Raw genomic sequence first — 24,795 nt, forward strand, 5'->3', positions numbered from 1 at the left:
GTTGAACGATCGCTAGACTAATAAGTCGTTTACTTATATCTTATATTGAGATGTAGCTGCTACACAAAAACCTCATGTAGCTGTCATATTTTTGACATAAAAACTACATCTCTTTGTTAAGTCACCAGTGTAATTTGACATACATAAATCGAAAATTTACTTAAAAGACTGATACAGTGTTTTGCTGAAAACTCACTGAAAGTTCTCCAAGCGTTTATTTGGAGTGAGTCAGTACGAGCAAAACATGGTAGTCATATTTGAGTTGTGAAAGGCTCTTTTGAGTCGTTGTCATGTGTATTCAGAAAAAGGCAAATGACAACCTCAATGGAAAATTGCACGCTTCATTTACGATGTCCATACCAGTAAATTTACTGTGAGTGATTAGTTGTCAGGACTGGAAATAAATGTTAGTGGATAGCTGTAAATTACCCAGAGATGAAGTTATTGAGACTGAAGTTTGTATTGTTGGTGCGGGACCAGCAGGGATTACACTAGCAAGAGAATTTATTGGTCAAAAGTTTCGAGTGTGTTTGCTAGAAAGTGGCGAGATTAACTTCAATCATAAAACACGATCTCTGAGTGAATGTGAAAATATTGGCTATCCTCCTTTTCTAGGTTTAAAAGATATGCGTCACCGACAGTATGGTGGACAAGCTAATTTATGGAATATTCAAATAAATGACCAGCAAATTGGTTTAAGACACGTACCCTTCGATGAGATAGATTTTGAAAAACGAGATTGGGTTCCTTATAGTGGTTGGCCTTTTAGTAGATCGCACCTGAATCCTTTTTATGAACGAGCTCAGAGTATCTGTAAGCTAGGAATTTTTGCTTATGAAGCTGAGGCTTGGGAAGATGTAGAATCTCCTCGAGTCTGCTTTAGGGGTGACAAATTGACGACCACAATGTTTCAGTTTGGACCTAGCGATATTTTTACAAAAGAATATCGCCATGAAATCAGTCAGTCTCCTAACATTACCACTTATATCAATGCAAATGTAGTAGAACTTGAAACTGATGAAACAGCAAAGATTGTAACTCGTGTAAGAGTTGCTTGTTTGTCAGGAAATAAATTTTGGGTAGCGGCTAAAATATTTATTCTAGCTGCTGGTGCTATTGAAAATGCACGTTTATTATTAATGTCAAACCAAAATCAAAAAGCTGGATTGGGTAATCACAATGATGTTGTTGGTCGATTTTTTATGGATCATCCCCTCATTCGTTGTGGAATGTTATTTCCTAAAAGTCGAAAAATTTTTAATTCCATGGCATTATACGATTTACGCCAAGTCAATAATTGCTCAGTTATGGGTAAGTTTACTTTAACTCAACAGGTGATGCGTCAAGAGAAATTACTCAATATGAGTGCATTATTATTTCCGAGAGATGAAAAATTTCAATTTTCAGGAAATGAAAGGGCTAAATCGGAGACAATAGCTTCTGTAAAGATATTAGTTTCGGCTATAAAGTATAACAAAATACCAAAAAAGGCTCTTTGGCATTTTGGGATTGCGATCGCAAACATCAACCATCTTTTAAGTTTTGGGTACGAAAATTATTTCAACCGAAAACAACAGTATTTGTTTCCTAATTTGAGTCAAGGAGGGTGGTCGTACAACAAAGATAACGAACAGAAATACGTAAAGTTTGAAGTTTTGAGTCAAACAGAACAGGCTCCAAATCGCAATAATCGAGTCACTCTCAGCGATATCAAAGATAGACTGGGTTATCCTCAACCGCGATTAACTTTTTACTGGAACGACATAAACACTGACAGTATCAAGCGAACACAAAAGATTTTTGCAGAAGAATTTGCGAACGCGGCACTAGGTGAGTTGCAAATCGAACCATTGGAGGGAAATGTAAAAATCAGCACGCATCATAATATGGGAACAACACGTATGCATCTCGATCCTAAGCAAGGTGTTGTGGATGAAAATTGTCAAGTTCATAATGTTTCTAATTTATTTATAGCAGGTAGCTCCGTTTTTCCCACAGGAGGCTATGCTAATCCCACACTGACTATTGTCGCTTTAGCAGTCCGATTGGCAGATCGGGTAAAAACTCTGTTTTCTTGAGAGCGTCCGACGGGCGGCGATCGCTACCCGTCATGCATGGAAGAAACACTCTTTCCCCCACTCCCTACTCCCTACTCCCCACTCCCCATTCTTTTATACCAATGGCAACGAAAATCGAAACGTACTTCCTTTGTTAAATTCGCTTTCTACTTGAATCTCACCTCGCTGTAATTGAACAAGACGCTGGGAGATAGCCAAACCCATCCCAGTTCCAGCAGGATGGCGGATACGCGATCGCTCCGACCGCCAAAATCGATTAAAGACAAAGGGTAAATCTTCTGCTTTCAAGCCATGACCTGTATCGATAACTGCAATCCATAACTTGGAAGGTTCGCTCCAAACTCGCACTGTAATCGAACCTTGTACGGTGTAGCGCACTGCATTGCCAAGTAAGTTGACCAAAATCTGTTCTACTCGTTCGGGGTCGGCGGAGACTAAAGGAGGATTGGGAGGACATTCTAAACGCAACTCTGGACCTTCTTCTAAAAGTTGATCGGAGAATCTTTGAATGAGAGAGAGGAGTAGTGGACGTATATCGAAGGGTTGGATATTAATAGGTAAATATCCGGCTTCAGCTTTTGAAAGTTCTTGCGTATCATTAACCAACCGATGCAATCGAGTTGTTTCTCTGGCTAATCTTTGAAACACTTCTGTTGAAGGTTCAATAGTCCCATCTGCCAAACCCTCCAAATAACCTTCCAAGATTGTCAGTGGTGTCCGCAGTTCGTGAGTTAAGTCTCCTACAAGTTCCCGACGGCGATGTTCTACACCTTTAAGGTTTGATGCCATTTGGTTAAAGCTAATGGCAAGGCGATTTAACTCAGGGATTTCCGTTTCCGGTACACGTGCTTTCAAGTCTCCCTGACCAAACTTTTGGGTAATTTTTTCCATCTCAACAAGAGGTTTGAGGATGTGCTTGGCAATTACATAACTCAAACCACTTGCTACAGTAACACTCGTTAGTAATGACCACCAAGCTCCCCACATTGAGGTTGCTTCAAATTCCTCAACTAGCTCGTAGCGAATTTTACCAATGTCAAACCCTCGCCCTTCCAGACGTTGTAAATGCAAATCAAAAACATGGAATGAAAATAACTTACTAACTATGACTAAAGTACTTAGCCCAGCTAGCATCACAACAATATGGGAGAATAGCAATCGAGATCGCAGGCTCTGTTTACTCACAATTTGTCCTGAATGACCGAGTCTTCAAATTTATAACCGACTCCAATCACAGTTTTAACATACGCGTACACACCGTAAAAATTCACGTTGTCTAGATCCCCGACTTCTTTGAGAAGTCGGGGATCTAACTTTTCACGAATGATTTAGATTTGTTATGTGACTGACAAAACCCGAGCAGTATTGATATGGTGGGCAGAATGTCAAGGGTTCCACTCAGCTATTTTGCTGAGCAAATCTTCTACCTGTCTCCTATCTTGAATCAGTTCCAAGTCAGGGTCAGTTTTGACAAATAATTGAAAATTCGGATTGATTTTTAAAGCTATTTCTAGGCTTTCAATTGCTAACGCTTCGTTTCCTACTTGGGCTGCACAACAAGCCGTGTTATATAAGGAGTACTCATCATCTGGGTTGAGTTCTGTTGCTTTTTGATATTTCTCAAGTGCTTCTTCATATCGACCTAGATATCTGAGAGTGTCTCCTTGCTTGTAATATACCCAAAATTCATCTGGGCGAAAATATTGTGCTTCATCATAACTTTTAAGCGCTTCTTCGTAGCGACTTAAATGTCTCAAAGCATCTCCCCGCCGCAACCATGCCCAGTAATCGTTAGAACGTCTGGACAAAGCTTTATCATAATTGGAAATTGCATCTTCATAGCGATCCAAATGTCTCAAGGCTTCGGCTCGACGGAACCATGCCCAGTAGTCACGGGGACGGATTTCGAGTGCCTTATCAAAATTTGCGATCGCTTCCTCAAACAATTCCAAATCCTCTAGTGCAACATAGCCCCGGTTATACCATCCCCAGTAATCATCGGGACGAATAGAGAGCGCTTGATCGTAACTCACGATCGCCGCCTCATACTGACCCAATTCCCGTAAAGCACTGCCTCTGTCATACCATACCCAGTAGTTATCGGGGCAAGCTGCCAGAGCTTTATCGTAATACACAATTGCTTCTTCATAACGCTCTTGTTTGTCGAGCTGCTTGCCCTGCTGATACCAGTATTTGTAGTCTTCAGAGACGAGTGAAGATGTATTTGCCCCTATCCTGACCGCTTGACTCATCGTCGATTCCCCAAACAGTTACATACGTTACAGACAATCACACCTTATATATTATTTGCAGTTTGATAAATCCACTAAGGGACTTCCAAATAAAAAAATATCCCAAAATTTCTTGTGGTGCGGGCGTCCCCGCCCGCCACTAGCATAGGACGGGCGAGGACGCCCATCCCACAATCACCGGATAATTTATTTCTTGGAAGTCCCTAACGAATAAACAGAAATAAAATCATGAATACTGGGATGACAGCAATCAACAAGATAACGAACACTAGCGAATTGTTCTTTTGATGCGTTTGGCTGCTGCTTGCAAGCGCTGACTCTGACGGGTAACTTTTATAGGGTTCAAGCCATCCCTCCCCCTGTACTAAATTAGATAACCCACGCCAGACATTTGCCTGTTTTAAAGCATTTACTGATTTGATACCAGTGACGACGACAAGGGGAATGTTATTGAAGCTATTACCTTTTGGCAAACACCGTTCTTCTAGCTCATAAGCTATATCGTTTCGTAAATACTCGGAATTTTTGCCAATTTTACTTTCTAATTTGGCATTAAAAAGTTTGACTTCATCTACCTTGAAGTGGCTAATGGTATCAAAACACACCTCAAACCCAGAATCGCCGCCAAATTTCACGGCTTTGTCAAGGTCAGTATCCAACAACCCGCGTAAAGCATAAGCTGCGATCGCTCGTAGCTTTTGCTCGTTGGCTTCACTATCTTCACCAACCCATGCTACGGAATTACGAATTTTCCTTCCCTGAAAATCTGTCCTTTCACTAGCCTCAAGACCAGTCACCAGTAATAGCAATTTATTGTCATAGCGCCCTAAAACAACCGAAGGGGATTCACTTTGAATGAGATCGTTAATTCGGTATTGTCTTAGAATAGGCGGTACTTCTGGCAACCAGCAGTAATCATAGTCTTGTGAAAAACCGCGACTTTGTACGTAAATTTTCATAAGGGAGTGGGGAGTAGGGAATGGGGAGTAGGGATTTTCTGTTAGACTTTTAATAAGTCTTCTCCTTGTAAAATAGCAAATCCATGACTCGCTTTACACTCACTGGCGAACTGACGAATGGCTTCTTTCAGGTAATAATCTCTACCCAATAAATCGCGCAGAAAATTAAATACGCCCCAATGACGCGTATCTAAATGAAGTTTTAATAAAAATCTCAAGAGATACCGCAAAGGTTGCTCGCTATCCGTGGGACTATAGGCTGCATCATGACTCGTTTTCCGAAAGAGAAAATGGGGTATGTTACTATCTATTTCTACTCTGGAAAAAACAACGCTTCCCACGGTTTGTACGGGAGTGACAACAACTGCGACTTTGGGTAGTAATACTGCTGAATTAAACAGGTCTATTAATTTTGCATATCCTTCTTTAATACGTATTAACAGTTCTTGAGCCGTTTTTTCATCTTTTAAATACTTCTCACATTTCACAGGCGCAAATATCACCAATCTTGGTGATTCTAACTCTTGATAAGCTGTTTTAAATAAATCGGTCATTTGTTGTACTCTATTAATTTGCTCGTGCCATTTCCCTTTTTGTTCCATTAAAGCAGGCGCATCTATAGCAATTAATACGGCAACACATTCTGTCAGCATTTTCTTAACAAATTGCTTTTTTTCAGGAGTGGCTTTAGCCGCGTGGTAACCTCCTGGATAATCCTGAAAGTGGAGTTCTAAAGAAGGTTTTTTACCTTTCTTTCCCAAACCAAAAACAAAAGACCGAAGATGTTCGGGTTCTCCTTCTGTCCCGCTAACTCCTCCTCTTGGTTCAAAATCATTCAACAGACTTTTGAGTTCCATTAAACGTTCTTGCAAAATTGCCGAACTTTCTTCGTCAGGTGTCAGTTGTAAATCTGTTTTACCAATCGTGTTTTCAAATTGTTCGTAGAGAGCGGTTAAAAGAGTTGTTTTACCTACGCCACTCGGTCCAAGCATTGTAATTTTCAGTTCGTCCATGTTTCCTAATATGTTATTGCAAAAATTGCAGAGGAGCTATTTAGAGGAGACTGTTGGCGAATGTTGGGTCAGACTCCCCACTCATTCCCTGGCTCCGTCTTGGAATTCCTTTCTAGGAGGCGGAGCCTCCACGAACGAAGAGCACCAGGGTAATTTTGAGGAGCATCAACGCAATTTTGAACGACATCAAATCCATGTCTTGCTTATCCTTGGTAAAGTTTATTTATTAGCCTATAGAATGAAAGTGTAACAACTTGAGCAGAGCACATCTATGCCCTATCCTACTTTCAGTGACGAAGAAATTGCTCGACGTGGCAAAGAGATTTACGAGAAGCAAATCCGCGCCCAAGTAGAAACAACAGAAAACATTGGCAAAATTATTTCGATCGATATTGAATCGGGTGATTACGAAATTGACGATGATTTGCTTATAACGTGTCGCCGCTTGCAGGCTCGACATATCAACGCTGTCCTCTGGACAGAGAGAATTGGGTTTAACGCAGTTTATGCAATCGGCGGCACGTTGACAAGGACTGCATTGTGATACACGGAACTGTTGTTGGACTTCAGGCAAGAATCAATATTATTCTCCGTTCTTCGGGACGAGCGGATGTAGAAATAGAGTGTGTTGTCGATACAGGTTTTGAAGGAGCTTTAACCTTACCGCCTCATATGGTTACTGCTCTCGATCTGCCCTATGTCACTCGTATCAGTGCCAATCTTGCTAATGACATGAATGTCATGACACAGGTTTATCTAGCAACTATTATTTGGCATGGGGTAGAGCGTGAGGTTGTGGTGCTGGCAATGGGTCGCCGTCCACTGATTGGGACTGCACTAATCAAGGATTATCACCTCAGTGTAGACTTTTACGAAGGTGGTTCAGTTGTGATTGATGAAATTTTGTAAGTTTGGGCGTGTTTACTTATAACGCGATATTTAGTGGTAATAAGGTGCTAAAAATCACAGCTTCTCACAAAACTACTGTACTGACGGCAAGTTGTCAACTAAAGGTGTGAGATTTAGAGAAGTCAGAAATCTTTTTTCTCACAAAATATCGTTAGCTATCATTGCCTTATCTACTGAGTGAAGCCACTCCCGACGCAATCGAGTGCGATCGCCAAGCTGTTCAAATTCATCATGCCAAACAATGGCTCTAATTTCTTCTAAAAAGATGCGCCATTCTGTTTTTGCTCCCTCAGCACGCAGTACGCGATCTACAAACTCTTCTACTATGGCAAATGCAGCAAGGCTGGGTTCGCATAGCAAATCTTCTAAAGCTGTTTCACAACCATATAAAGCTTCTGCATGAAGGGTTTTCAAGTTAGTTAAGATTTCTTTTGCAGAGGGAGATTTTGACAATTGCAGTGAGGTTTCGTCGGGTGTCAAACCGTCTAAATGCTTGCGGATGCGATGCTGGATGAGTCCCCGGTAGGAAATATCAAATTCTGCGAGGATTTGAAATCCTAACTTTAATTTTGGTAAGGATTCGGGTAACTGATTGGCTATTTCATTCAAAAATTCATAACCTCTGGCTTCTGTTAATCCCTCCAATCGTCCTTCATTTACCAGCACTTCTACCACTTGAGATTTGACTTTAAAAAGCAATTGCTTCAATCCGCTATCTAGGGCGAGGAAATGTTGTGACAGGTGGGAGCGAAGTTCATTTAAGTATTCATAGTAGGCGTTGGGATACCCGCCAACGCGATCGCGTCTTTTCTCAATCTCTTCTAAACTAGGGATAGCAGTGTCTGCACGACAAGCTTCAACAGCCGCTTCTACTTGCTGTTTAAAATAAATGTCTTGAGCGTTTCTTTGTTGTTTGAGATGTCTCAGCAGTTTTTCCAAACCACTGGTTACATCATTCCAAAGCTCGTCAAATAGCTGTAAGAAGACGGGAAACCAATTGTCTTGTTGTGCTGCTTCACCTAAAGCTTTCCGTGCTTTTTCTAATTCTGCGATCGCACCATTTTGGAGTTGCATTAACCTGTCTTGACACGAAGAGGCATATTGCTCATCTAATGAGGTAATGTTTTCGGCTAAGTAATTAAGTACCATCACCAAAACTACACTTGCTGCCTCTATATTGGCACAGTTAGCAGTCAAACAATCAACCACCTTCAGATGTTTTTCCTTTAATGTATCTGCTAGGTCTTGACAGTTGTTGTAATTATCACCATTTTTTGACTCAGAATTTGTCCGATTGAGAATCATGAAAGACCATAACTCAATTGGTAAATCCACGAGGGAAGCACGTGCTGTATCATACAAACGTACATCCACATCTGCCCAGTAGTCACCAGATGACTTTGGCATCCGCACAAAGAGGATGCCATCAACATCTTGTCCCAAAGTTTTCATCAGTCGTTCTTCATCCCCAACACCAGTATCTCCCAATCCAGGCATATCTACCAAGGCAATTTGTCCAACATCAGTGTTAGGAAATTGACAAACAATTTTCACCTCCCGTACTGCTAAATAGTTGAAAAATACCCTTTGACCATCGGGGGTATCTTGAGCAACATACTCGCGAATTTCGTTACGAGAAATGAGACGGGGTGAAGGTTCTTGTAAAAGATGGCGATACTTTTCTAAATGGGTATAGTATCGACTTAAATGTTCGTACATCGCCCCCGGTTCGGCATATCCGGGAAGGTTGCTGGGTAGGGATGGCAAAGGATGAGCGGCAAATTCAGCAATTGTTATTGGTTTTGCACCTAAGTATAGCTTTTCGTAATAAGGAGCAATGACCTCATCTAAAAATGAGCGATGGTCATGAAACCAGACTTCACCATAAGTTTCTACATTAGGATTATGATGAATAATACTGCGGACACCCGTACAATGCTGCCTGTCTCCATCGGGAATTTCAGCAGCCGTAAGCCCTGTTAAGCTTTGTAGCAGACGACTTTTTCCTTGCCTTGCTCGTCCTACAACTCCAATATTGAGAGTGTCTCGGCAAAAACGTACTTTTAGCTTGTTTAATACTTCTAATTCAGCAGAAATGCTGAGTTGAAGCCGCCCCAAGTCAATTTCCTTTAAACGCCCCATCGCATTTGCGTCATCCACTCGCGTTAGCAATTCATTGCGATGGTTTTCAAGAGAACGAAGTGCAGAGGCGAGAGATTTTAAATTGGCTTCCACCTTTTCAATTTTCTGTGCTATGGGACGGCGTTTTTCAATAATGCTGATAATTTTTTCAGCCCGATTTGTTGCGTTCATATAAAAGCTTGTGTATATCAGTTGTTTTATTAAATGCCCTCACTCTAGAAGAGTGGGCTATACAAGCAAAGCCCGCCTGCGCGGGCTATAAGGATTTTAGCCCACGTAGGTGGGCTTCGTTTTTGAAGCCACAGACTGGAAGTCTGTAAGGTTTATTTGCGTTAGACTTTATTAATTATATGTAGTTAAAAGTTTTTTTAACGTGACAGAAGATTTAGTATTGGTTGCTGGCGCTACTGGTGGGGTAGGTCAGTTAGCGGTGAGCAAACTGTTAGAGAAAGGCTTGAAAGTTCGCGTTTTGACACGCAATTCTACAAAAGCAGAGAAAATGTTTGAGGGCAAAGTAGAAATTGCTATTGGTGACATACGCGATCCCAGTACACTCCCCACAGCAGTACAGGATGTTGCCTACATCATCTGCTGTACTGGGACGACCGCCTTTCCTTCCGAAAGATGGGATTTCGAGCCGAATCCTAACTTAATTGAGTGGATTCAGCTATTGCTTAATAGTAGCGATCGCGAAAGGAGGGCAAAAAATAGCCCTTCAAAAGTAGATGCACAAGGGGTCAGCAATTTGGTAGCAGCCGCACCCCACAATCTGAAACGTTTTGTCTTTGTGTCTTCCTGTGGAGTTCTCCACAAATCTCAATTTCCTTACAGCGTCCTCAATGGTTTTGGTATATTGGATGCCAAACTGAAGGGCGAGGAAGCTATTATCAATTCTGGATTGCCTTACACCATCATCCGCCCTGGGCGTTTGATTGATGGTCCCTATACTTCTTATGACCTGAACACCTTGTTGAAAGCGACAACAGCAGGCAAATATGGTGTGGTTTTGGGTACGGGAGACACGTTGACAGGGCAAACCAGCCGCATTGATGTAGCCGCAGTCTGTGTGGAGTGCATTCACAATCCTCGTTCTGAAAGGAAAGCGTTTGAAATCATCAACCAAGGACAAAGACCTTCTGCGATTGACTGGGAAACGCTTTTTGCTCAACTTTAGTGCTACCTTGCGGAAATTACTACTTTGGAGAGAGAATTTTCCGGAACTACTGAATGGGCAGTGGTAGATATTATCAGAGTAATCACTTATGTCTAACCCTATACTAGCCGAGGGCATCTAGCCCGACTATCTATATATTAAAAGCCCGGTCATTATAGATCGGGCTTTCGGCATTTCAATGCTACGCGCCTAGGGACTTCTATAAGGGACTTCCAAATAAAAAAATATCCCAAAATTTCTTGTGGTGCGGGCGTCCTCGCCCGCCCCTCCCCGCCACTACATAGAAGACGGGCGGGGACGCCCGTCCCACAATATGGGATAATTTATTTCCTGGAAATCCCTAAGACTGTTGGGCGAATTGGTGAGAGGAATGATTTGCATAGAGTTAATAGCTTAGAGTTTTAAATCTGTTCTAGTTTGAATAATCAGTCGTTTTTGAGGCACTCTCAGCAGCGATATGCCAACTATGAGCAACCAGATTTCCCACAAGATGAATCCTACGGGTGTAGCTTCTACTACAGGCATTGCGGGAATTACTGTTGCTAATAGTTCGCTTTGCCCTAGCAGCAACAGTGGTGTGGTGAGCAACCCCCACCAAGCGACCCAGGACTTGAATAGCGGCGATGGTCGCATTGCCATCCCAACTCCCAAAGTCCAGCCGATCAGTAAGAACTGTCCGAGATGCTCACCAATCACGACACCCCCATACTGATGCACTGCCTGGTAGACTACGCTCACCGCCTCACGTGTAGCTGTGCTGGCAGTTGTATCTGTATAAAGATTTGCCAGGATGGGAACGACAAACACCCAACGCATTAGCCCCACCGCCTGAAGGATACCGGAAATAGCACCCATAAATGTTGCAGTGGTAAGATAGAGCGTGTCTTCGCGGTCAAGAACTTTGTGCAGCAGAATACTGGTAGGGATAAATAGCAGTGCTGCTAAGCCAAAGACAAACCAGGTGAGAATCAACCTTGCTCCACCTGCATGAAATTGAGTCAGGACATAATCCACTGGCTTACGGAGAATATCGTCATATTCAAAGGTTTGAATCAGCAGGCTGTAAGGGACGTTCAAAAGCACGACCAGAAAAATTAATAGAATACCTGTGGTGCGAACGAGTTGTAAGCGGTTCATTAAAGATTCCTCCCCATAATGTGAGTGCAATTAGCAATAATCCCGTGTCAATCGCCCGGTGTAGAGGTGTCATCAAGCACCCAGCTTGTTGTGGTGCCAATATTTGAGGAGCGATCGCTCAACGTTGAGTAATTGAGCCACCCAAACCAATGTGTTGATGACTGAGTTGAAGAGGATTGGCGATAAACCTACCGGAACTGTGTCGGAATATTTTAGTAAGACAGCGAGTTGCAATAAATTAGTCGGCATTCCTTCAGCATTAACTTTGCCGTCAATCGCCAACCCATACAGCCCCCGGAGAAACCGCTCAAACCCTGCGGCGGGTCTGTTTTCCGTGGTAAATGTGACCCAATCATTCGAGGTGTTACAAAAGCTATGGTGCATCAGAGCCGGAACCTGTAAACTTTCGCCTGCTTGCAGACTGCGTCGATGGCCTTTCCGCCCCACCTCCATTTCCAGACACCCCTTCAGCACGGTAAAGGTTTCATCCATTGAGGTGTGGTAGTGTAGCGGGCTACCTTTGCCTCCAGGAGGTAAGTCAAAGCAAATTTTGGCATAAGCTCCATGATTTTGATGCGATGGGTGCAGAATGGTCATGCGATCGCCCGTTACTGGATTCACGATCGGTTCTGGCTTGTTTAAGAATGTTTCTTCACTTGTGGAAAAATCTGGGCTTGTCATTATAAATACCTCGGTTGGCTATGTAATTTCATGCAATTACTTATAGTCCAACGGTAAGGTTTTCTGCTCATGTATAAAATGACTTGCCGTGCCAAAAAATTGACAGATGACGCCAGTTGAAAAATCTTCTCTATTTTGTCTGAGATTTCTTAAACTAATCCGTTGAGTTCAGCCAACTTCACAATGGCTGCAATTAACTCAGTCGGGTCAACTGGTTTGGAAATATGTATTTGAAACCCAGCCGCAAGCGCACGAATGCGTTCGGATTCTCCAGCAAACGCCGATGTTACTAATCAAAACATTATTATCGTCCACAACCAGAATCCGTAAGCCATTAAGAGAAGGAAACTCATCTTAGTGCAATCTCCCAAAAAAAGTTACAATAAAGAGATTGTTCTCCAAACCTAATTATTTCTAATCTGGAAACAGACTGGAGACTCAAATGACCTCAGCAACGATCGCAACACCCAGAAAAGAATCGCCCCTACTGTTTGAGGGACTGACCTGGAGAGAGTTCAAAGCCGTTGAGCAATTATTAGACCGTCCAGGGTATCGGCTGTCTTTCCTGGGTGGAGTTCTGGAGATACGAGGTTCTTGCGTACAAAGCGCGTGCTAAATTTGTTAAAAAATAAGCTTGAGACCTTTGCTGGTCAAGCAGGATAGCCATTATTGACTGCATGAAGGTCAGATTGCTGAAATTTAGACTATAAGCGCCTGTAAGCCTTTCTGGTGCGATCTCTGCGCCTAGTAAGGTTTAAAAGTAATTTATTTAACCGCCGAGACGCAGAGTACGCAGAGGTAAGAGGTGAGGGAGCTATTGATTTTCTGAAGTTTTGATCCACCTTGACAAGGCTAGCATTGCCCACCCTAAGTATATTTCAAAAATTAAATAGGAGTCCTATATTGAAGACACGCTAGTTAAACGCTGCCGTTCTTTGTTAGTTAAGGAATTAGAAGTACTGGGTGAGGCGTTGTTAAATTTTACTTTGGTTAGGGATTTGCTCGTTTGGTTGGATCAACAGTAATTTTTATCTCGCTCAATAGCAATGCTTGATAAATCTATATATGGATGAAATAAAGACTTTATTGCGTCTTTTTCCTTCTCAAACCATTCTCTAATTTCCTTGCTTTTTTTGCAATTATATTTTAAGTCTTGAATATTCTGATTTTTGTCTGATTCTCCCTTTTCATCATTATACCAATCAGGATTTTCTTGTGACTGCTTTGTCCCATAGTCATTAAGTTCTTTAATATTTTCTTTATAGCTCATTAAATCGTAGGCTTTTGAATAAATTTCTTCGAGTTTTTTGTTAACATCTGCACCAAATAAAAATTGTGATTCGTAAAAGTGAGGCTCAAAATTAATGCATTTTTCTTTTATAAGTTCGGGGATATTTTTTATAGCAACAGCAACTAAAGTCATGGTGGATACATAAACTTGAAATCGCTTGTCAGATAAATTTTTTCTTAACTGTTGCCGATTCACTTGGTACTGTTGATACGCGATATAAGCTGCAATGCAAGTGATTGGAGTAAAAGCCTTTATCAAATCATCTGAATTGTTAAAAAAACTCTTAGACATGAACGTTAAAATAAATGGAGAACTTATAAAAAATAAAGAAGGAATGATAATTGGTCTGTGATTAAACCAATTCCTAACTTCCCTGACTATATCTAATTTATACGCAATTAACATAGCTTTATAAATAAGCCAAACGCCTGTAAAACCTAAACCTAGGATAGCTGGTACATTATCAAGTAAATTACTATATATCATATATATTTCTATTATTTAATCGTGGTGTCAAGAGGTTTCTCTCCTAAATCAAGCAAGCATTATTTAGTACTAGTACAGCACGGCGGAAATAAAGCAACCATTAGTAACAGACAAAAAGTTTTTATTGTAAGCTTTTGCGCCTTCTGCCCTCTGCCACCGTACTTCTGACTTTATGTACTAGCCCGCCGCAGGCATCGGTCTTCTCTTAAAAACTTTTTGCTTTACTGATAATAAATCTTGGCAGTGGGTGGCAATTATTTTCTAGTCAAAAAGTGGGGTTTGAGACTTGCTTTGACACTGCATTGAGACTTGATTCGTTGCAGGGTTTTACCTCATTTTGCTGGACTGCAAACCAAGCAATTGTTGTACCATCTTCACGGGAAAACTCAACTTCGTAAGCTTCATCACCATATACTTCTAGGATAATCCCGATTGCTCCAGTCTTGACTCCTCTATCCTGATAGCGATTTGTCACAAGTTGAATAACTGAATATTGTTCCAATAACATCACGAATCTCTCCTTAACGTTATGATTAGCGTGCAAATCCAGAAAATGGAGTTGCTAACTTTAGTGTACCATCTGTACTCAGAATCCATCCTGTTAAAAGTCGTTTACCTCGAATCTCAACGACTATGGTACATCTCTGTCCATATCGATCTTTCTCTCCAACAACGTAATCCTTTTGGTTAAATTTTGCTTGAGCTTGACTGATATAAGTTGATAAAAGTTCTTGTGCATCCTCATTACTATTAGGACGAAAACCTAAAGTATCGATAAATATTTTGTCCTTGCCAGTTTTATGGTTAGGTACTAAAACATAGTCTGAAAACTTTCGGAGATCGCCAGTGAAATGAGTGGCTTCCCACTCAGTAACTTGTTCCTCATTATCTGTTTCACCTCCTGGATTGTTCATAATGTATGAATGGTTAATCTAAGCCTTTATATAATACTACTTGACTGGTGCGGGTTGTACTAAATCGAGTACGTCGCGTGATGTCAAAGGACGATCGCTTTCTTGTGGAATTTCTGCTCGGCTTTCCTCTCTCCCATTTTGTAAAAAGATTCGCCACTCGCTTTCTATATTTGTTCTGCGAAGAATCGTGTCAAAAAACTCTTCTACAATGGCATAAGCTGCTTGATTTGGTTCGCTGAGCAACTGCTTCAAAGCATTTTCACACTTACTGAGAGTTTCCGCATGAGCAATTTTGAGATTTAAAAGTACTTGTTCGGCTGAAGTCGCTCCTGTTAGCTTGGGCGCGACAGGTTCGTTCGGAGTTAACCCATCAAGGGATTTACGAAGGCGATGCTGTATAAACCCTCGGTAAGAAAGCTGATATTCATCAAGTGTTTTGAATCCGTATTTTAACTGGCTTGGTATCCCTGGAATCAGTTCATCTGATATTTGAGTAGCAACTCCATGAATAAATTCAGCCCCTCGTTCTTGTGTCAAGCTTCCTAAATGTCCCTTGTCAATAAGTACTTTTGCTACTTGTGATTTGACTTTGTTGAGCGATCGCTTTAACCCTTCATCCAATAACAGAAGATGTTGTAAGAAACGGGCGCGGATTTCATGTAAATACTTTTCATAGACCCCACGGTAGCTTTTTTCCAGACTATACCAATGTTCTATTTCTTGAATTGAAGGAATTCCTGTATCACTTCGACACGCTTGTAAAGCAGTTTCAATTTGCTTTTTGAATTCCAAATCAACGGATTCTCGGTTTTTTCGCAGTTCTTGAAGCAGCTTCTCAAGACCATTTGTTAAATCCCGCACAACATCTTGGAACTTTATTTCAAATAATGCAAGTTCCCTAGCATCTTGAGTTGCTAAATCTAGAGCTTTTCCCACTTTATCTAACTCAGCATTAACTTTGCTTTGCACTATAGCTAATTTTTGCTGGCTCAACAAGATGTCTTTGTAACCTAAATCAAGATTTTTTTCCTCCATATGATTTAGTGACCTTTCTAAAAGTTTGTGGATTTCTTGGCTGTTTGCACAGTTAGCTATTATGTATTCATCAATATTTATACTTTTATTTGTAATGTCTAATACTAAATCTTGGCAAATTTTTGAGTTATCTCGATATGGTGAATGAGCTTCTGTACGATTCAGGACCATAAAAGACCATACATGAGATGGCAAATCAGCTATTACAGTCCGTACTTTTTCAGATAAACTAATATCTACCTCTTGCCAACTGTCCCCTATTGACTTTGGCATTCGTACAAACAAAATTGCATCAACTTCTTGTGCTATTTTTTTGATAAGGGAATCCTCGTTGCAAATACCTGTATTGCCAATACCAGGCATATCTACAAAGACAAATTTTTCAACATCAGTGTTAGGAAATTTACAAACAATCTTTGCTTCTTTAACAGCTAAGTAGTTAAAAAAGCTTTGCTGTCCGTAAGCAGTTTCTTGTGCAACATACTCTGGAATTTCATTTTTAGAAATGCGACGGGGAGAAGGTTGTCCTATGAGATGGCGGTACTTTTCTACATTGATGTGATATCTTACCAAGCGCAAATACATGGTTTCCTGGTCTGTTTCTGAAGAAAAAACACTTGGTAATAAAGGTAGAGGTTTAGCTACAAATTCATCTATGGTCCTAGGTTTTAGCCCCAAAGATAGTTTTTCATAGTAGGGATGAATGACTTCTGTAAGAAACGAATGTTCGGAATAAAACCACACTTCTGCATAAGTTTCCTCTAATAAATTATTATGGATACTACAGTAAACTCCTGTGCAATGCTGTCTGTGTCCATCTGGAATTTCAGCACTCGTTAACCCAGTTAAACTCTGTAATAATCGGCTCTTTCCTTGTTTAGGTCGTCCAACAACGCCAATTTTTATTGTTTCTCGACAAAAACGTTCTTTAATTTTATGCAGTTTTTCTAACTCATTCCTAATACTTTGTTGTAGTTGCGTTAGATCGAGCGCTGGCAAAACTTCAACTGTATTTGAGATATTAATGCGCGTTAATAACTGCTGGTGATTTTCTTCTAGACTTTGTATCACCGCTTCTAAAGATTTAAAATCAGCTTCTATACTTGTGATTTTTGAAGCCAGAGAACGGCGTTTTTCAAAAATATTGGTTATGCCCCCAGTCTTAATTGTGTTCATTTGTCATTTGTCATTTGTCATTTGTCATTTGTCACTGGTCACTGGTCACTGGTCACTGGTCACTGGTCACTGATTATTATCTTCTAGCTCCGATGGAAAGTTCTTCTTCTGGGGGAGTATTGGGTGGTTGTAGAGGTGGCTGAGGTGCGGTTACAACGATATCAGCACCATTGACAATTGTTCCTAACAGTGGCAATTCTGATTCTGTTAATTGGTCAATAGCTTCAGTTAGCATATTTTCCTGGGTATAGTTGGGTCGTGCTACAAGCACTATGGCGTCACTATAAGGCTGAATTAACAGAGCATCGTTCGATAAGCTCATAGAATGAGTATCTAATATGACAAAATCGAAGCGTTCGCGGACATCTTCCATCAACCGCCTAAATTCACTGGATTCCAGAACAGCAGCAGCTTGACGCACGGGACCTGCACTGGGCAAAATGTATAAATTTTCCACATCTGGTACTAAGCGGATACATTCGCTTAAACTAGCGTAGTAGCGTAATGGATCGACAATAGCGTCGGGGTCGGGGCTGACTCTCAACGATGACGCATGAGAGGGCGATCGCAAATCGGTTTCGATAATCAAAGTGCGTTTTCCAGCCAGGGCGGAGGCGACTCCAAGGTTATAAGCGCTCACGGTCTTACCTTCACTGCTGCTAGTACTGGCAATTAACACGACCTTTAAGGTTCTACCACCAATCCGGCGCAGATTGCTGCGGAACTTCTCATAAAATTCCAGGTAGGGGGACTCTGGAGATAAGACAACTGGCAATGCTCCAGGTGGCAAATCATCAACTGGTATCAAAGGCAATTCGCCCAAGAGAGGGATTTCGCGTTGTTTGAGAGTATCGCGGATATCTTCTTTGGTTTTGAAAGTTCCTTCGAGTGCTCCTAACAAAAATATGACTCCACCACCAACAACTAGTCCCAGTAAACTACCTACACCTAAGGTAATCGCTGCATTCTTGGGTGGTGTCACAACAGGGAGAGATACGGCTTGTCTGGCAACACCAAGGCTACTCACCGTTTCCGCTTCTGCTGTTTTAGCGTCAGTCAGCTTCACCTGCATTTGGTCGTACACCGCTTTTTTCAGTGCGACTTCCTGTTCTAGACGCGATCGCTCTAATTGCTTGTTTGGTATCAAAGCATACTCTTGCCGCAGTCGTGTCTCATCTCTCCCAAGGTCTATGAATTGCTGTCGCAGCGTTTCGCGTTGGGTTTGTAAAGCTACCATTTGATTTGCGAGGTTTTGCCTTGCGGGGTCTAGGTTGCTTCGAGCGCGAATGGATGCAGTCCTGTCCAAAGGTGCTGCACCATCTTGACCCCCTATCACCTCTCCACCGCGTTGGCGTAACAAGCTCTCATAAGCTTCTTTCTGACGCCGCAGCTGAACCATAGTTGGGTGATCGGGTCGGAGATCTTTCCGGAAAACTTCTATTTGAGATTCCGTTTGATAGATTTGTGCTCGCAAGTTGGCGATAATTGGGTCTGCGCTCAAAGCAGAAGAAACGTAGGCTTGATTGACATTTAAACCCAGTTTTTCTTGAATGCTCCGAATTTGAGCCTCAATTCCTGAAAGGGTGAGTTGAATTTGCCTTTGTTGAATTTGACTGCTAGTCACTGCATTGAGCAAACTCCCATTCTCAGCAGCCAATATTGCCGGTCTTTCTCTGCGATCGTACAGTTCTAGTTTGCGCTCGGCAACTTGTAAATCTCGTTTAGCGGCTGGTACACGTTCGTTGACTTTTGCAATAATTGAGTTTAATCGCCTTGTATTGATGTCAGAGCTTAAACGGATCATTGCCTCCATCAATTCTTCTAAGGTTTCCTTTGCTCGTTTGCGATCGCTATCTCTGTATCTTAATTCAATTGTTGTTGGTGGCTGTGGATCTGCTGCTTCTTTAGCTTTTACAGGTAGTGTCAGGCTAATACCTGTCGCAATTTTCTTGGGGTTGATGTTTAATTTTGTAGCTACAGATTCAACGATTTGATCTGATAGCAAAATTTCCTCACTGAGTTCTTGCCCTTGCAGGTTAATTTCAGTACCAGTTGCCGAAAAAGAAACTGGTGGACGAGCGTAGGTCAACGCACCATTCGCTATATAAGTAGGTGCTGGTTCTGGTTGCAAAGCTACCACAGTTGAACCCGCTACAACCAAACCAAAACTAGCAAGACCAATCCACTTGTACTTATCAAAAGCAATGAGGTAGCGTTTAACAATCGGTGGAGTCATAGCAACACTAAATAGGGAGTAGGGAGTGGGAGAGTGGGAGTAGGGAGTGACTGAAGTCACTGGTCACTGGTCACTGGTCACTGGTCACTGGTCACTGGTTACCCTACTATGTTATGCCAAACACTTAATCGCCACCAAAGTCGTTAAAGAAGTCGAGGAAAGCATTTATACTGATGAAAGGACGGGTAATAAGACTGATAGCATTTGTGATTCTACCTATCAAGTTCCGACCTACTACGATCACGTCGTTATCTTGAAGTGGCACATTTTGTGATGCATCGCCTGAGAGTGCCTTTCTTGCATTGAGGGTTTGAGCAATAGCTCTACCGCGTTCCGGATCGAAACGAAACAGTTTGATACCTTTAAGATTAGCAGTGTCAAGATTAACCCCTGCTAAGGCGTCTAGAAAATTACTACCATTAGGTAGCGGTATTGTGACAATCCCCCCAGAGGCATAATTTAACACCCTGACTCTAATTTGCTGTACAGCTAAAGTTGAGCGAGATACCAAGTTGCGATCGTAACCATCCTCCGAGGCAATTTCCCGACGGGGTATCACAATAGCATCGCCATCTTGCAAGCGTAAATTTGGTACCGAACCCCCATTTTGCAAAGGAGTGTACAGGTCAACATTTTGTGTAGCGACAGAACCATCAACCAAGCGTCTGCGTATTTGTACTTGTCGCAGGTCTGCCATCATAGAGGAACCACCAGCTACAAGTAAAGCATCCCCAACACGGGGTAGTCCAGCAGAAATCGAATAAATTCCCGGTCGTGTCACTTCTCCACTAATTGTGATTTGAACTGGTCGCTGTGCTGCTAGGGATACTGACACAACTGGATCGACATAGATGCGGCTTAAACTTAGACGAATTTTTTCTTGGGCTTCATCCAAAGTTAAACCTTGTAAAGATATTGTTCCCACTTGTGGCACAATAATGTTGCCTTCTGGGTTTAATTGAGCCGCAAAACTTAACTCCGGACGTTGCACAGTCAGAGCTAATGTCACAATAGGATCGACAACAAAACGATTTAAACCAACACGAATTTTTTCTTGGGCTTGTTCTAAGGTCAAGCCTTTAAGCGAAACTGTTCCCAATAAAGGAACTACAATATTCCCGTCAGGATTGATTAGGGCTTGAAAGCTTAAATCTGGAAAGCGTTGAACTGAAACAGCAACGCCATCTCCCGGTCCCAAACGGTACCTCTTACCAGAAGGGCGCTGAACTAAAATGTTGATACCATCGCCCGGTCCCAAAAGGTAACGGGTAAATTGAGGTGATATGCCATCGCCAAGAGATGGATCGACCTCCAGACCAGAAGGAGGTATAGGAGGTTGAATTTGTGTTGGTTCTTCTAGGATATTTGTTGGAGGCGTAGTAGATGATCCTGGTGGTAACTCTTGAGTTGGGACATTTTGGGCAGCAACAGGCTGAACAGTTGCTGCTATTAAATAGACGCCAACATGAAGACCTATAAAAGATAGGGCGCTAAATATACGCATAGGATACCAGGAGCTATATAATTTAGTATGAGTGCTGACGAATGTTTATTTTACTTCCATAAAAGACGGAATACCCTTTCTAAATAAAAATATAGTGTAAAATCTTATTTTGACTTTTGACTTTTGGCTTTTGAATCATTGAATGGTCCTGACATTAAAGCACCCTGAACTAATTGACCGATTGACTTAACCTCATTCCAAGTCTTTTCTACTTGCCCCAAAGGTTCCATTGGAAGAAGAACACAAACTGCTACCCATTGAGCGCGATACTTGTGCCACTGTGCTGATAAATCGGCCAAGAACCAAGTTACCTGTGATGCACTGCCACCAGTAGGCCAAGCATACCATTGCAAAACAGCAAAACTTTGTTTGTTTGCTGTTCCACGGAAAAAGTTGGCTTGTACCTTAATTTCGGTATTTGAAGAAGCCTCTGCTTGAGGTTGTTTAACAGCAAATTCAGCAGCACGATTTTGAGCAGTTTGCCACTGCCACAGACTATCAATTTCCGTCCACTCTACTTGAGGTTGATCTCTCGGCCCATTTTGTGGTAGCAATAACACAATTGCTTTAGTCTGCTGACCTTCTTTTTGAATGAGTTGGTATGACCACTTGTGAGCGCCAATTTCTTGCTCCCGTTGTTCCACAGTTTTCCAGCCAGGAATAGAGATTCCTGTTTGGCGTATCTGCTTCAATTCTTTAAGAGTGACGATTTTTGGTGGCTCGCGCCATTCCCAACGTCCTTTGAGATAACCTGGAATAGCTCCTAGAGCCAACAGTACTAGCAGCAGTAATAGCACCACTACCTGGGAAAACTGTTTTTCCTTAAAAAACGAAGTCATTTGATTTTGGATTTTGGATTTTGGATTGAGGGATTTTGGATTGGTCACTGGTCACTGGTCACTGGTCACTGCTCCCTCCTCATGAAAATATTGGTCGATCCAATTTAATGTGGGTACTAATGCTAGTAACATCAAGGCAGAGTAAAGGTCTCCACCCCAACTGTCATGTAACCAATGGAAAGCACCTTCTTGTCCAGTGCCGTGAAAGAAAGTCAGTAATGTATTGCGAATAATATTAGCGCTGACACTAATGACAACGGCTGTAGACAAAAACCAAACGGTTGTACGTCGAGAAGATAAAGCACCTGTCCAGTCCAGCAACATTAAGCCGACATAGAGAGTGGTGAATAACATTTTTAATCCCGCACAGTAGGGCGCAACCTCTACAATTCTTCCTCCCGTATATATATTGATACCATCGACAGTCACTGGTAACCCAAACTGACTCAATATAAAACCTGCAGTACCAGCGATAAAACTTTGGAGAGGTAAGGTATAAGGCGCAACGAGATACGGCAGTGCTGTTGGTGTCGCTAAAAACACTAGTAATAAAGGAAATCCTTGTAGTTTAAAGCCGGGAACTCCTTTTAACCACAGGCATATTCCTGCTAGTATCGTGGGGAACGAGATATTAACCCATTCGCTAACACCGCTAAGATAAAAAATTGCCCCCACTACTAATAAAAGAGCTCCCACAGGATGGGAAACATTGGGAAGTCTTTGCCATCGCGATCGGTTTTTCCAAGATAAGTAAGCAGCAAATGGAAGACCAATGATACCATGGCTAAAATATTCGTGCTCTGTACTTATATTTTTTTTGATCCAACCTTCCCACCAATGCAACAACACAGGAGCATACAGCAACACTAGGATAATCAGTATCGCTAGAATTACCAATTGTGAGGCATTTGTATTTTTTAGCTGACGTTGAATTTGCATTTTTATTTCTAGCAATTTATATTTGCTAATGGCTAATAGCCTACTAACCACTAACCACTAACCACTAACCACTAACAAAGTTCTGACACAACTTCTTTAACTTGAGTACTACTTAAACCAGGATACATGGGTAAGGATAATATTTGCTCTGACAGCATTTCGGCTTTAGGGAAATCTCCAACTTGATAACCTAGATAGGTAAAGGCTGGTTGAAGATGGCAGGGTATTGGGTAATGAATTCCCGTCTGAATTCCTGCTGCAGCTACTTTTTCTTGAATTTGCTGCCGTGTCATGGGACAAGAACTATCAACTTTGATAACGTAAAGATGATAAATGTGTCCCTCCTCGCTTTCATTTTGTATGGGAATAATGCCACTTGATGCTAATGGTGCTAGTTCGGCGTCGTACTGCTGTGCAGCATTCCAACGCTGACGGTTCCATTCTGGCAAATGTGGTAGCTTTTGCAACAGTACAGCAGCTTGCAACGTGTCTAAACGGCTGTTTGTACCCGGTTCAACGTGAACATATTTTTGCGCTGCACCGTAATTCCGCAAGCAGCGCATTTTCTGAGCTACATCTGGATCTTTTGTCAAGAGCATTCCTCCGTCTCCAAATGCCCCTAAATTTTTGCTGGGATAGAAACTAAAAGCTGCTGCTATCCCCACAGAACCTGCTCGATATCCTTCTCTTGTTGCTAAATGTGCCTGGGCTGCATCTTCAAAAATGATTAGTTTATATGTGTCAGCAAAGTCTAACAACTGCCGTGGCGATACCATCTGACCGTAAAGATGTACGGGAATAATGGCTTTGGTGTTAGGTGTAACGACCCGTGCTGCTGACTCTAAATCAATTAACGCTGTTTGTGGATCGCAATCCGCAAAAATCGGTTTTGCCCCTGCACGTAACACCCCAATTAATGTGGCTATAAAGGTGTTGGCTGGCAAAATCACTTCATCTCCAAGACCAATGTTACAGGCTTGTAAACCAAGAGCGATCGCATCAGTTCCCGAAGCAACACCAACACCATATTCTGTTCCTGATGCTGCGGCAAATGCTACCTCAAAATCTTTCAGGGCAAGTCCCAATACAAAATCCCCTCGTGCGATCGTAGATTGGATTGCCTGTTCTAATTGAGGTTGAATCGCTTGGTGTTGTATACTGAGGTCTACAAATGGAACTTTAACAGTTACGTTATTCATTGTTAGTTCAAATCTCACAAATTCAAATCTTGAAATATTGTTTCTTAGAGAATGTCTGAAAATGTTTGAGAGAATAGAGCATTGGCACATGAATCTCAAAAACCCGGTTTCTTCAAGTTGAGCATACGAGATATCAAGTTTTGCAGGAAAGAGAAACCGGGTTTTTTGCCTCCTTTTGGAATACTGTACCAATGCTATAGAATTCGCTACTATACAATCTAAGTTCACTAACGCTGACTGATGAATTTAACCCGCGTTGGTGGATTTTGCTTGTAGAGCCACGAATTCTATTCGTTGGTGCTGTTATGTCACTAGACTTCTCGAACATTCTCTTAAGCATCTGTTACATTCTTGACTGAATCCTAAAGTTTAAAACAATCAGCTTTGTAAAGGAAATGTATTTTTTTTATAAATTTTTGAGCTATCTTTTTTATTAATAAACTCTGTATTTAGTCATTAAAAAAATTGTATTTCATATCCAACCGCTTGCGTATACAGTGATGAGAAATCATTAACCATTCACTGGTCACTGGTCACTGGTCACTGGTCACTGTTTTAATCATACCCAAGTCGAATCTGAAACTAACGCCATCTATCTGGAATATAGGGAGTGGGGAGTGGGGAGTGGGGAGTAGGAAGTGGGGAAGAGTGATTTTTATTATTGGTTGTCAGCGATCACCAACCATACCCAATGCCCAAACGATTACCCGTATACTGAGATAAATCGTGTATTATTAGCAGAACATCAAGTTAGACAGCCTTTGTATAGCTAAAAACCTGTACTGAAAAAAAAATTACTCTCTAGTATGTTTGTCTGGCACAAAATTGGGG

General features: G+C 41.7%; 22 protein-coding genes. 6 read left to right on the forward strand and 16 right to left on the reverse strand.

Going from position 1 to position 24,795, the window contains the following annotated elements; all coding sequences use genetic code 11:
* Positions 1-404 precede the first annotated feature (404 nt).
* Complete coding sequence (locus WA1_RS40850; RefSeq protein WP_017742806.1) at positions 405-2,078, forward strand: GMC oxidoreductase; 1,674 nt, start codon at positions 405-407, stop codon at positions 2,076-2,078.
* A gap of 93 nt (positions 2,079-2,171) precedes the next feature.
* Here WA1_RS40850 and WA1_RS40855 read toward each other — a convergent pair whose 3' ends face one another.
* The 4 genes from WA1_RS40855 to WA1_RS40870 all read right to left on the reverse strand — a co-directional run bounded on the left by WA1_RS40855 (position 2,172) and on the right by WA1_RS40870 (position 6,302).
* Positions 2,172-3,212 carry a sensor histidine kinase gene (locus WA1_RS40855; RefSeq protein ID WP_017742807.1) on the reverse strand — a complete coding sequence of 347 codons (1,041 nt, stop codon included), beginning with the start codon at positions 3,210-3,212 and terminating at the stop codon, positions 2,172-2,174.
* Between the two features lie 251 nt (positions 3,213-3,463).
* Entirely contained in the window at positions 3,464-4,330 is an 867-nt protein-coding gene (locus WA1_RS40860) for a tetratricopeptide repeat protein (protein ID WP_017742808.1), read from the reverse strand.
* Positions 4,331-4,533: 203 nt separating this feature from the next.
* Positions 4,534-5,289 (reverse strand): hypothetical protein, encoded by a 756-nt coding sequence (locus tag WA1_RS40865; RefSeq protein ID WP_017742809.1) that lies wholly within the window; start codon positions 5,287-5,289, stop codon positions 4,534-4,536.
* A 41-nt stretch (positions 5,290-5,330) separates the two neighbouring features.
* Positions 5,331-6,302 (reverse strand): TRAFAC clade GTPase domain-containing protein, encoded by a 972-nt coding sequence (locus tag WA1_RS40870; protein ID WP_017742810.1) that lies wholly within the window; start codon positions 6,300-6,302, stop codon positions 5,331-5,333.
* A gap of 271 nt (positions 6,303-6,573) precedes the next feature.
* Here WA1_RS40870 and WA1_RS40880 point away from each other — a divergent pair, with 271 nt between their 5' ends.
* Both WA1_RS40880 and WA1_RS40885 read left to right on the forward strand, forming a co-directional pair.
* A complete protein-coding gene (locus WA1_RS40880; protein ID WP_017742812.1) occupies positions 6,574-6,846 on the forward strand; it encodes a hypothetical protein in 273 nt (90 codons plus the stop codon).
* Entirely contained in the window at positions 6,843-7,211 is a 369-nt protein-coding gene (locus WA1_RS40885) for a clan AA aspartic protease (protein WP_017742813.1), read from the forward strand. Before WA1_RS40880 ends, WA1_RS40885 begins: the two co-directional genes overlap by 4 nt.
* 138 nt (positions 7,212-7,349) lie before the next feature.
* On the opposite strand, the gene WA1_RS40890 is transcribed toward WA1_RS40885, so the two are convergent.
* Positions 7,350-9,524, reverse strand: coding sequence for a BAR domain-containing protein (locus WA1_RS40890; protein ID WP_017742814.1), 2,175 nt, complete (start codon positions 9,522-9,524; stop codon positions 7,350-7,352).
* Between the two features lie 202 nt (positions 9,525-9,726).
* On the opposite strand from WA1_RS40890, the gene WA1_RS40895 reads away from it, so the two are divergent.
* Positions 9,727-10,527 carry an SDR family oxidoreductase gene (locus WA1_RS40895; protein WP_017742815.1) on the forward strand — a complete coding sequence of 267 codons (801 nt, stop codon included), beginning with the start codon at positions 9,727-9,729 and terminating at the stop codon, positions 10,525-10,527.
* A 393-nt stretch (positions 10,528-10,920) separates the two neighbouring features.
* Here the strand turns inward: WA1_RS40895 and WA1_RS40900 are convergent, their stop codons facing one another.
* Both WA1_RS40900 and WA1_RS40905 read right to left on the reverse strand, forming a co-directional pair.
* Positions 10,921-11,664: a DUF4386 domain-containing protein gene (locus WA1_RS40900; RefSeq protein ID WP_017742816.1), complete on the reverse strand. Its 744-nt coding sequence runs from the start codon at positions 11,662-11,664 to the stop codon at positions 10,921-10,923.
* A 72-nt stretch (positions 11,665-11,736) separates the two neighbouring features.
* Complete coding sequence (locus WA1_RS40905) at positions 11,737-12,345, reverse strand: cupin domain-containing protein (protein WP_017742817.1); 609 nt, start codon at positions 12,343-12,345, stop codon at positions 11,737-11,739.
* Positions 12,346-12,787: 442 nt separating this feature from the next.
* On the opposite strand from WA1_RS40905, the gene WA1_RS56040 reads away from it, so the two are divergent.
* Entirely contained in the window at positions 12,788-12,961 is a 174-nt protein-coding gene (locus WA1_RS56040; RefSeq protein WP_272819334.1) for a hypothetical protein, read from the forward strand.
* Positions 12,962-13,247: 286 nt separating this feature from the next.
* Entirely contained in the window at positions 13,248-13,370 is a 123-nt protein-coding gene (locus tag WA1_RS61980; RefSeq protein ID WP_081403036.1) for a DUF4351 domain-containing protein, read from the forward strand.
* Here WA1_RS61980 and WA1_RS40910 read toward each other — a convergent pair.
* The 9 genes from WA1_RS40910 to WA1_RS40950 all read right to left on the reverse strand — a co-directional run bounded on the left by WA1_RS40910 (position 13,361) and on the right by WA1_RS40950 (position 23,964).
* A complete protein-coding gene (locus tag WA1_RS40910) occupies positions 13,361-14,122 on the reverse strand; it encodes a hypothetical protein (protein WP_017742818.1) in 762 nt (253 codons plus the stop codon). The genes WA1_RS61980 and WA1_RS40910 overlap by 10 nt on opposite strands.
* 265 nt (positions 14,123-14,387) lie before the next feature.
* Complete coding sequence (locus WA1_RS40915; RefSeq protein WP_017742819.1) at positions 14,388-14,630, reverse strand: DUF4926 domain-containing protein; 243 nt, start codon at positions 14,628-14,630, stop codon at positions 14,388-14,390.
* Positions 14,631-14,655: 25 nt separating this feature from the next.
* Positions 14,656-15,036 carry a DUF6883 domain-containing protein gene (locus tag WA1_RS40920; protein ID WP_017742820.1) on the reverse strand — a complete coding sequence of 127 codons (381 nt, stop codon included), beginning with the start codon at positions 15,034-15,036 and terminating at the stop codon, positions 14,656-14,658.
* Between the two features lie 36 nt (positions 15,037-15,072).
* Complete coding sequence (locus WA1_RS40925; RefSeq protein ID WP_017742821.1) at positions 15,073-17,247, reverse strand: hypothetical protein; 2,175 nt, start codon at positions 17,245-17,247, stop codon at positions 15,073-15,075.
* A gap of 76 nt (positions 17,248-17,323) precedes the next feature.
* The gene (locus tag WA1_RS40930) at positions 17,324-19,483 is read right to left on the reverse strand and encodes a GumC family protein (protein WP_017742822.1); all 2,160 of its coding nucleotides are present in this window, start codon (positions 19,481-19,483) and stop codon (positions 17,324-17,326) included.
* A 124-nt stretch (positions 19,484-19,607) separates the two neighbouring features.
* On the reverse strand, positions 19,608-20,987 hold the full coding sequence (locus WA1_RS40935) for a polysaccharide biosynthesis/export family protein (protein ID WP_017742823.1): 1,380 nt from the start codon (positions 20,985-20,987) through the stop codon (positions 19,608-19,610).
* 104 nt (positions 20,988-21,091) lie between these two features.
* Positions 21,092-21,874, reverse strand: coding sequence for a cyanoexosortase B system-associated protein (locus WA1_RS40940; protein WP_017742824.1), 783 nt, complete (start codon positions 21,872-21,874; stop codon positions 21,092-21,094).
* A 3-nt stretch (positions 21,875-21,877) separates the two neighbouring features.
* Complete coding sequence (gene crtB / locus WA1_RS40945; protein WP_017742825.1) at positions 21,878-22,765, reverse strand: cyanoexosortase B; 888 nt, start codon at positions 22,763-22,765, stop codon at positions 21,878-21,880.
* A gap of 71 nt (positions 22,766-22,836) precedes the next feature.
* The gene (locus tag WA1_RS40950; protein ID WP_017742826.1) at positions 22,837-23,964 is read right to left on the reverse strand and encodes a DegT/DnrJ/EryC1/StrS family aminotransferase; all 1,128 of its coding nucleotides are present in this window, start codon (positions 23,962-23,964) and stop codon (positions 22,837-22,839) included.
* Positions 23,965-24,795 lie beyond the last annotated feature (831 nt).

It is taken from the genome of Scytonema hofmannii PCC 7110, assembly GCF_000346485.2.
GTDB classification, from domain to species: Bacteria; Cyanobacteriota; Cyanobacteriia; order Cyanobacteriales; family Nostocaceae; genus Scytonema; species Scytonema hofmannii.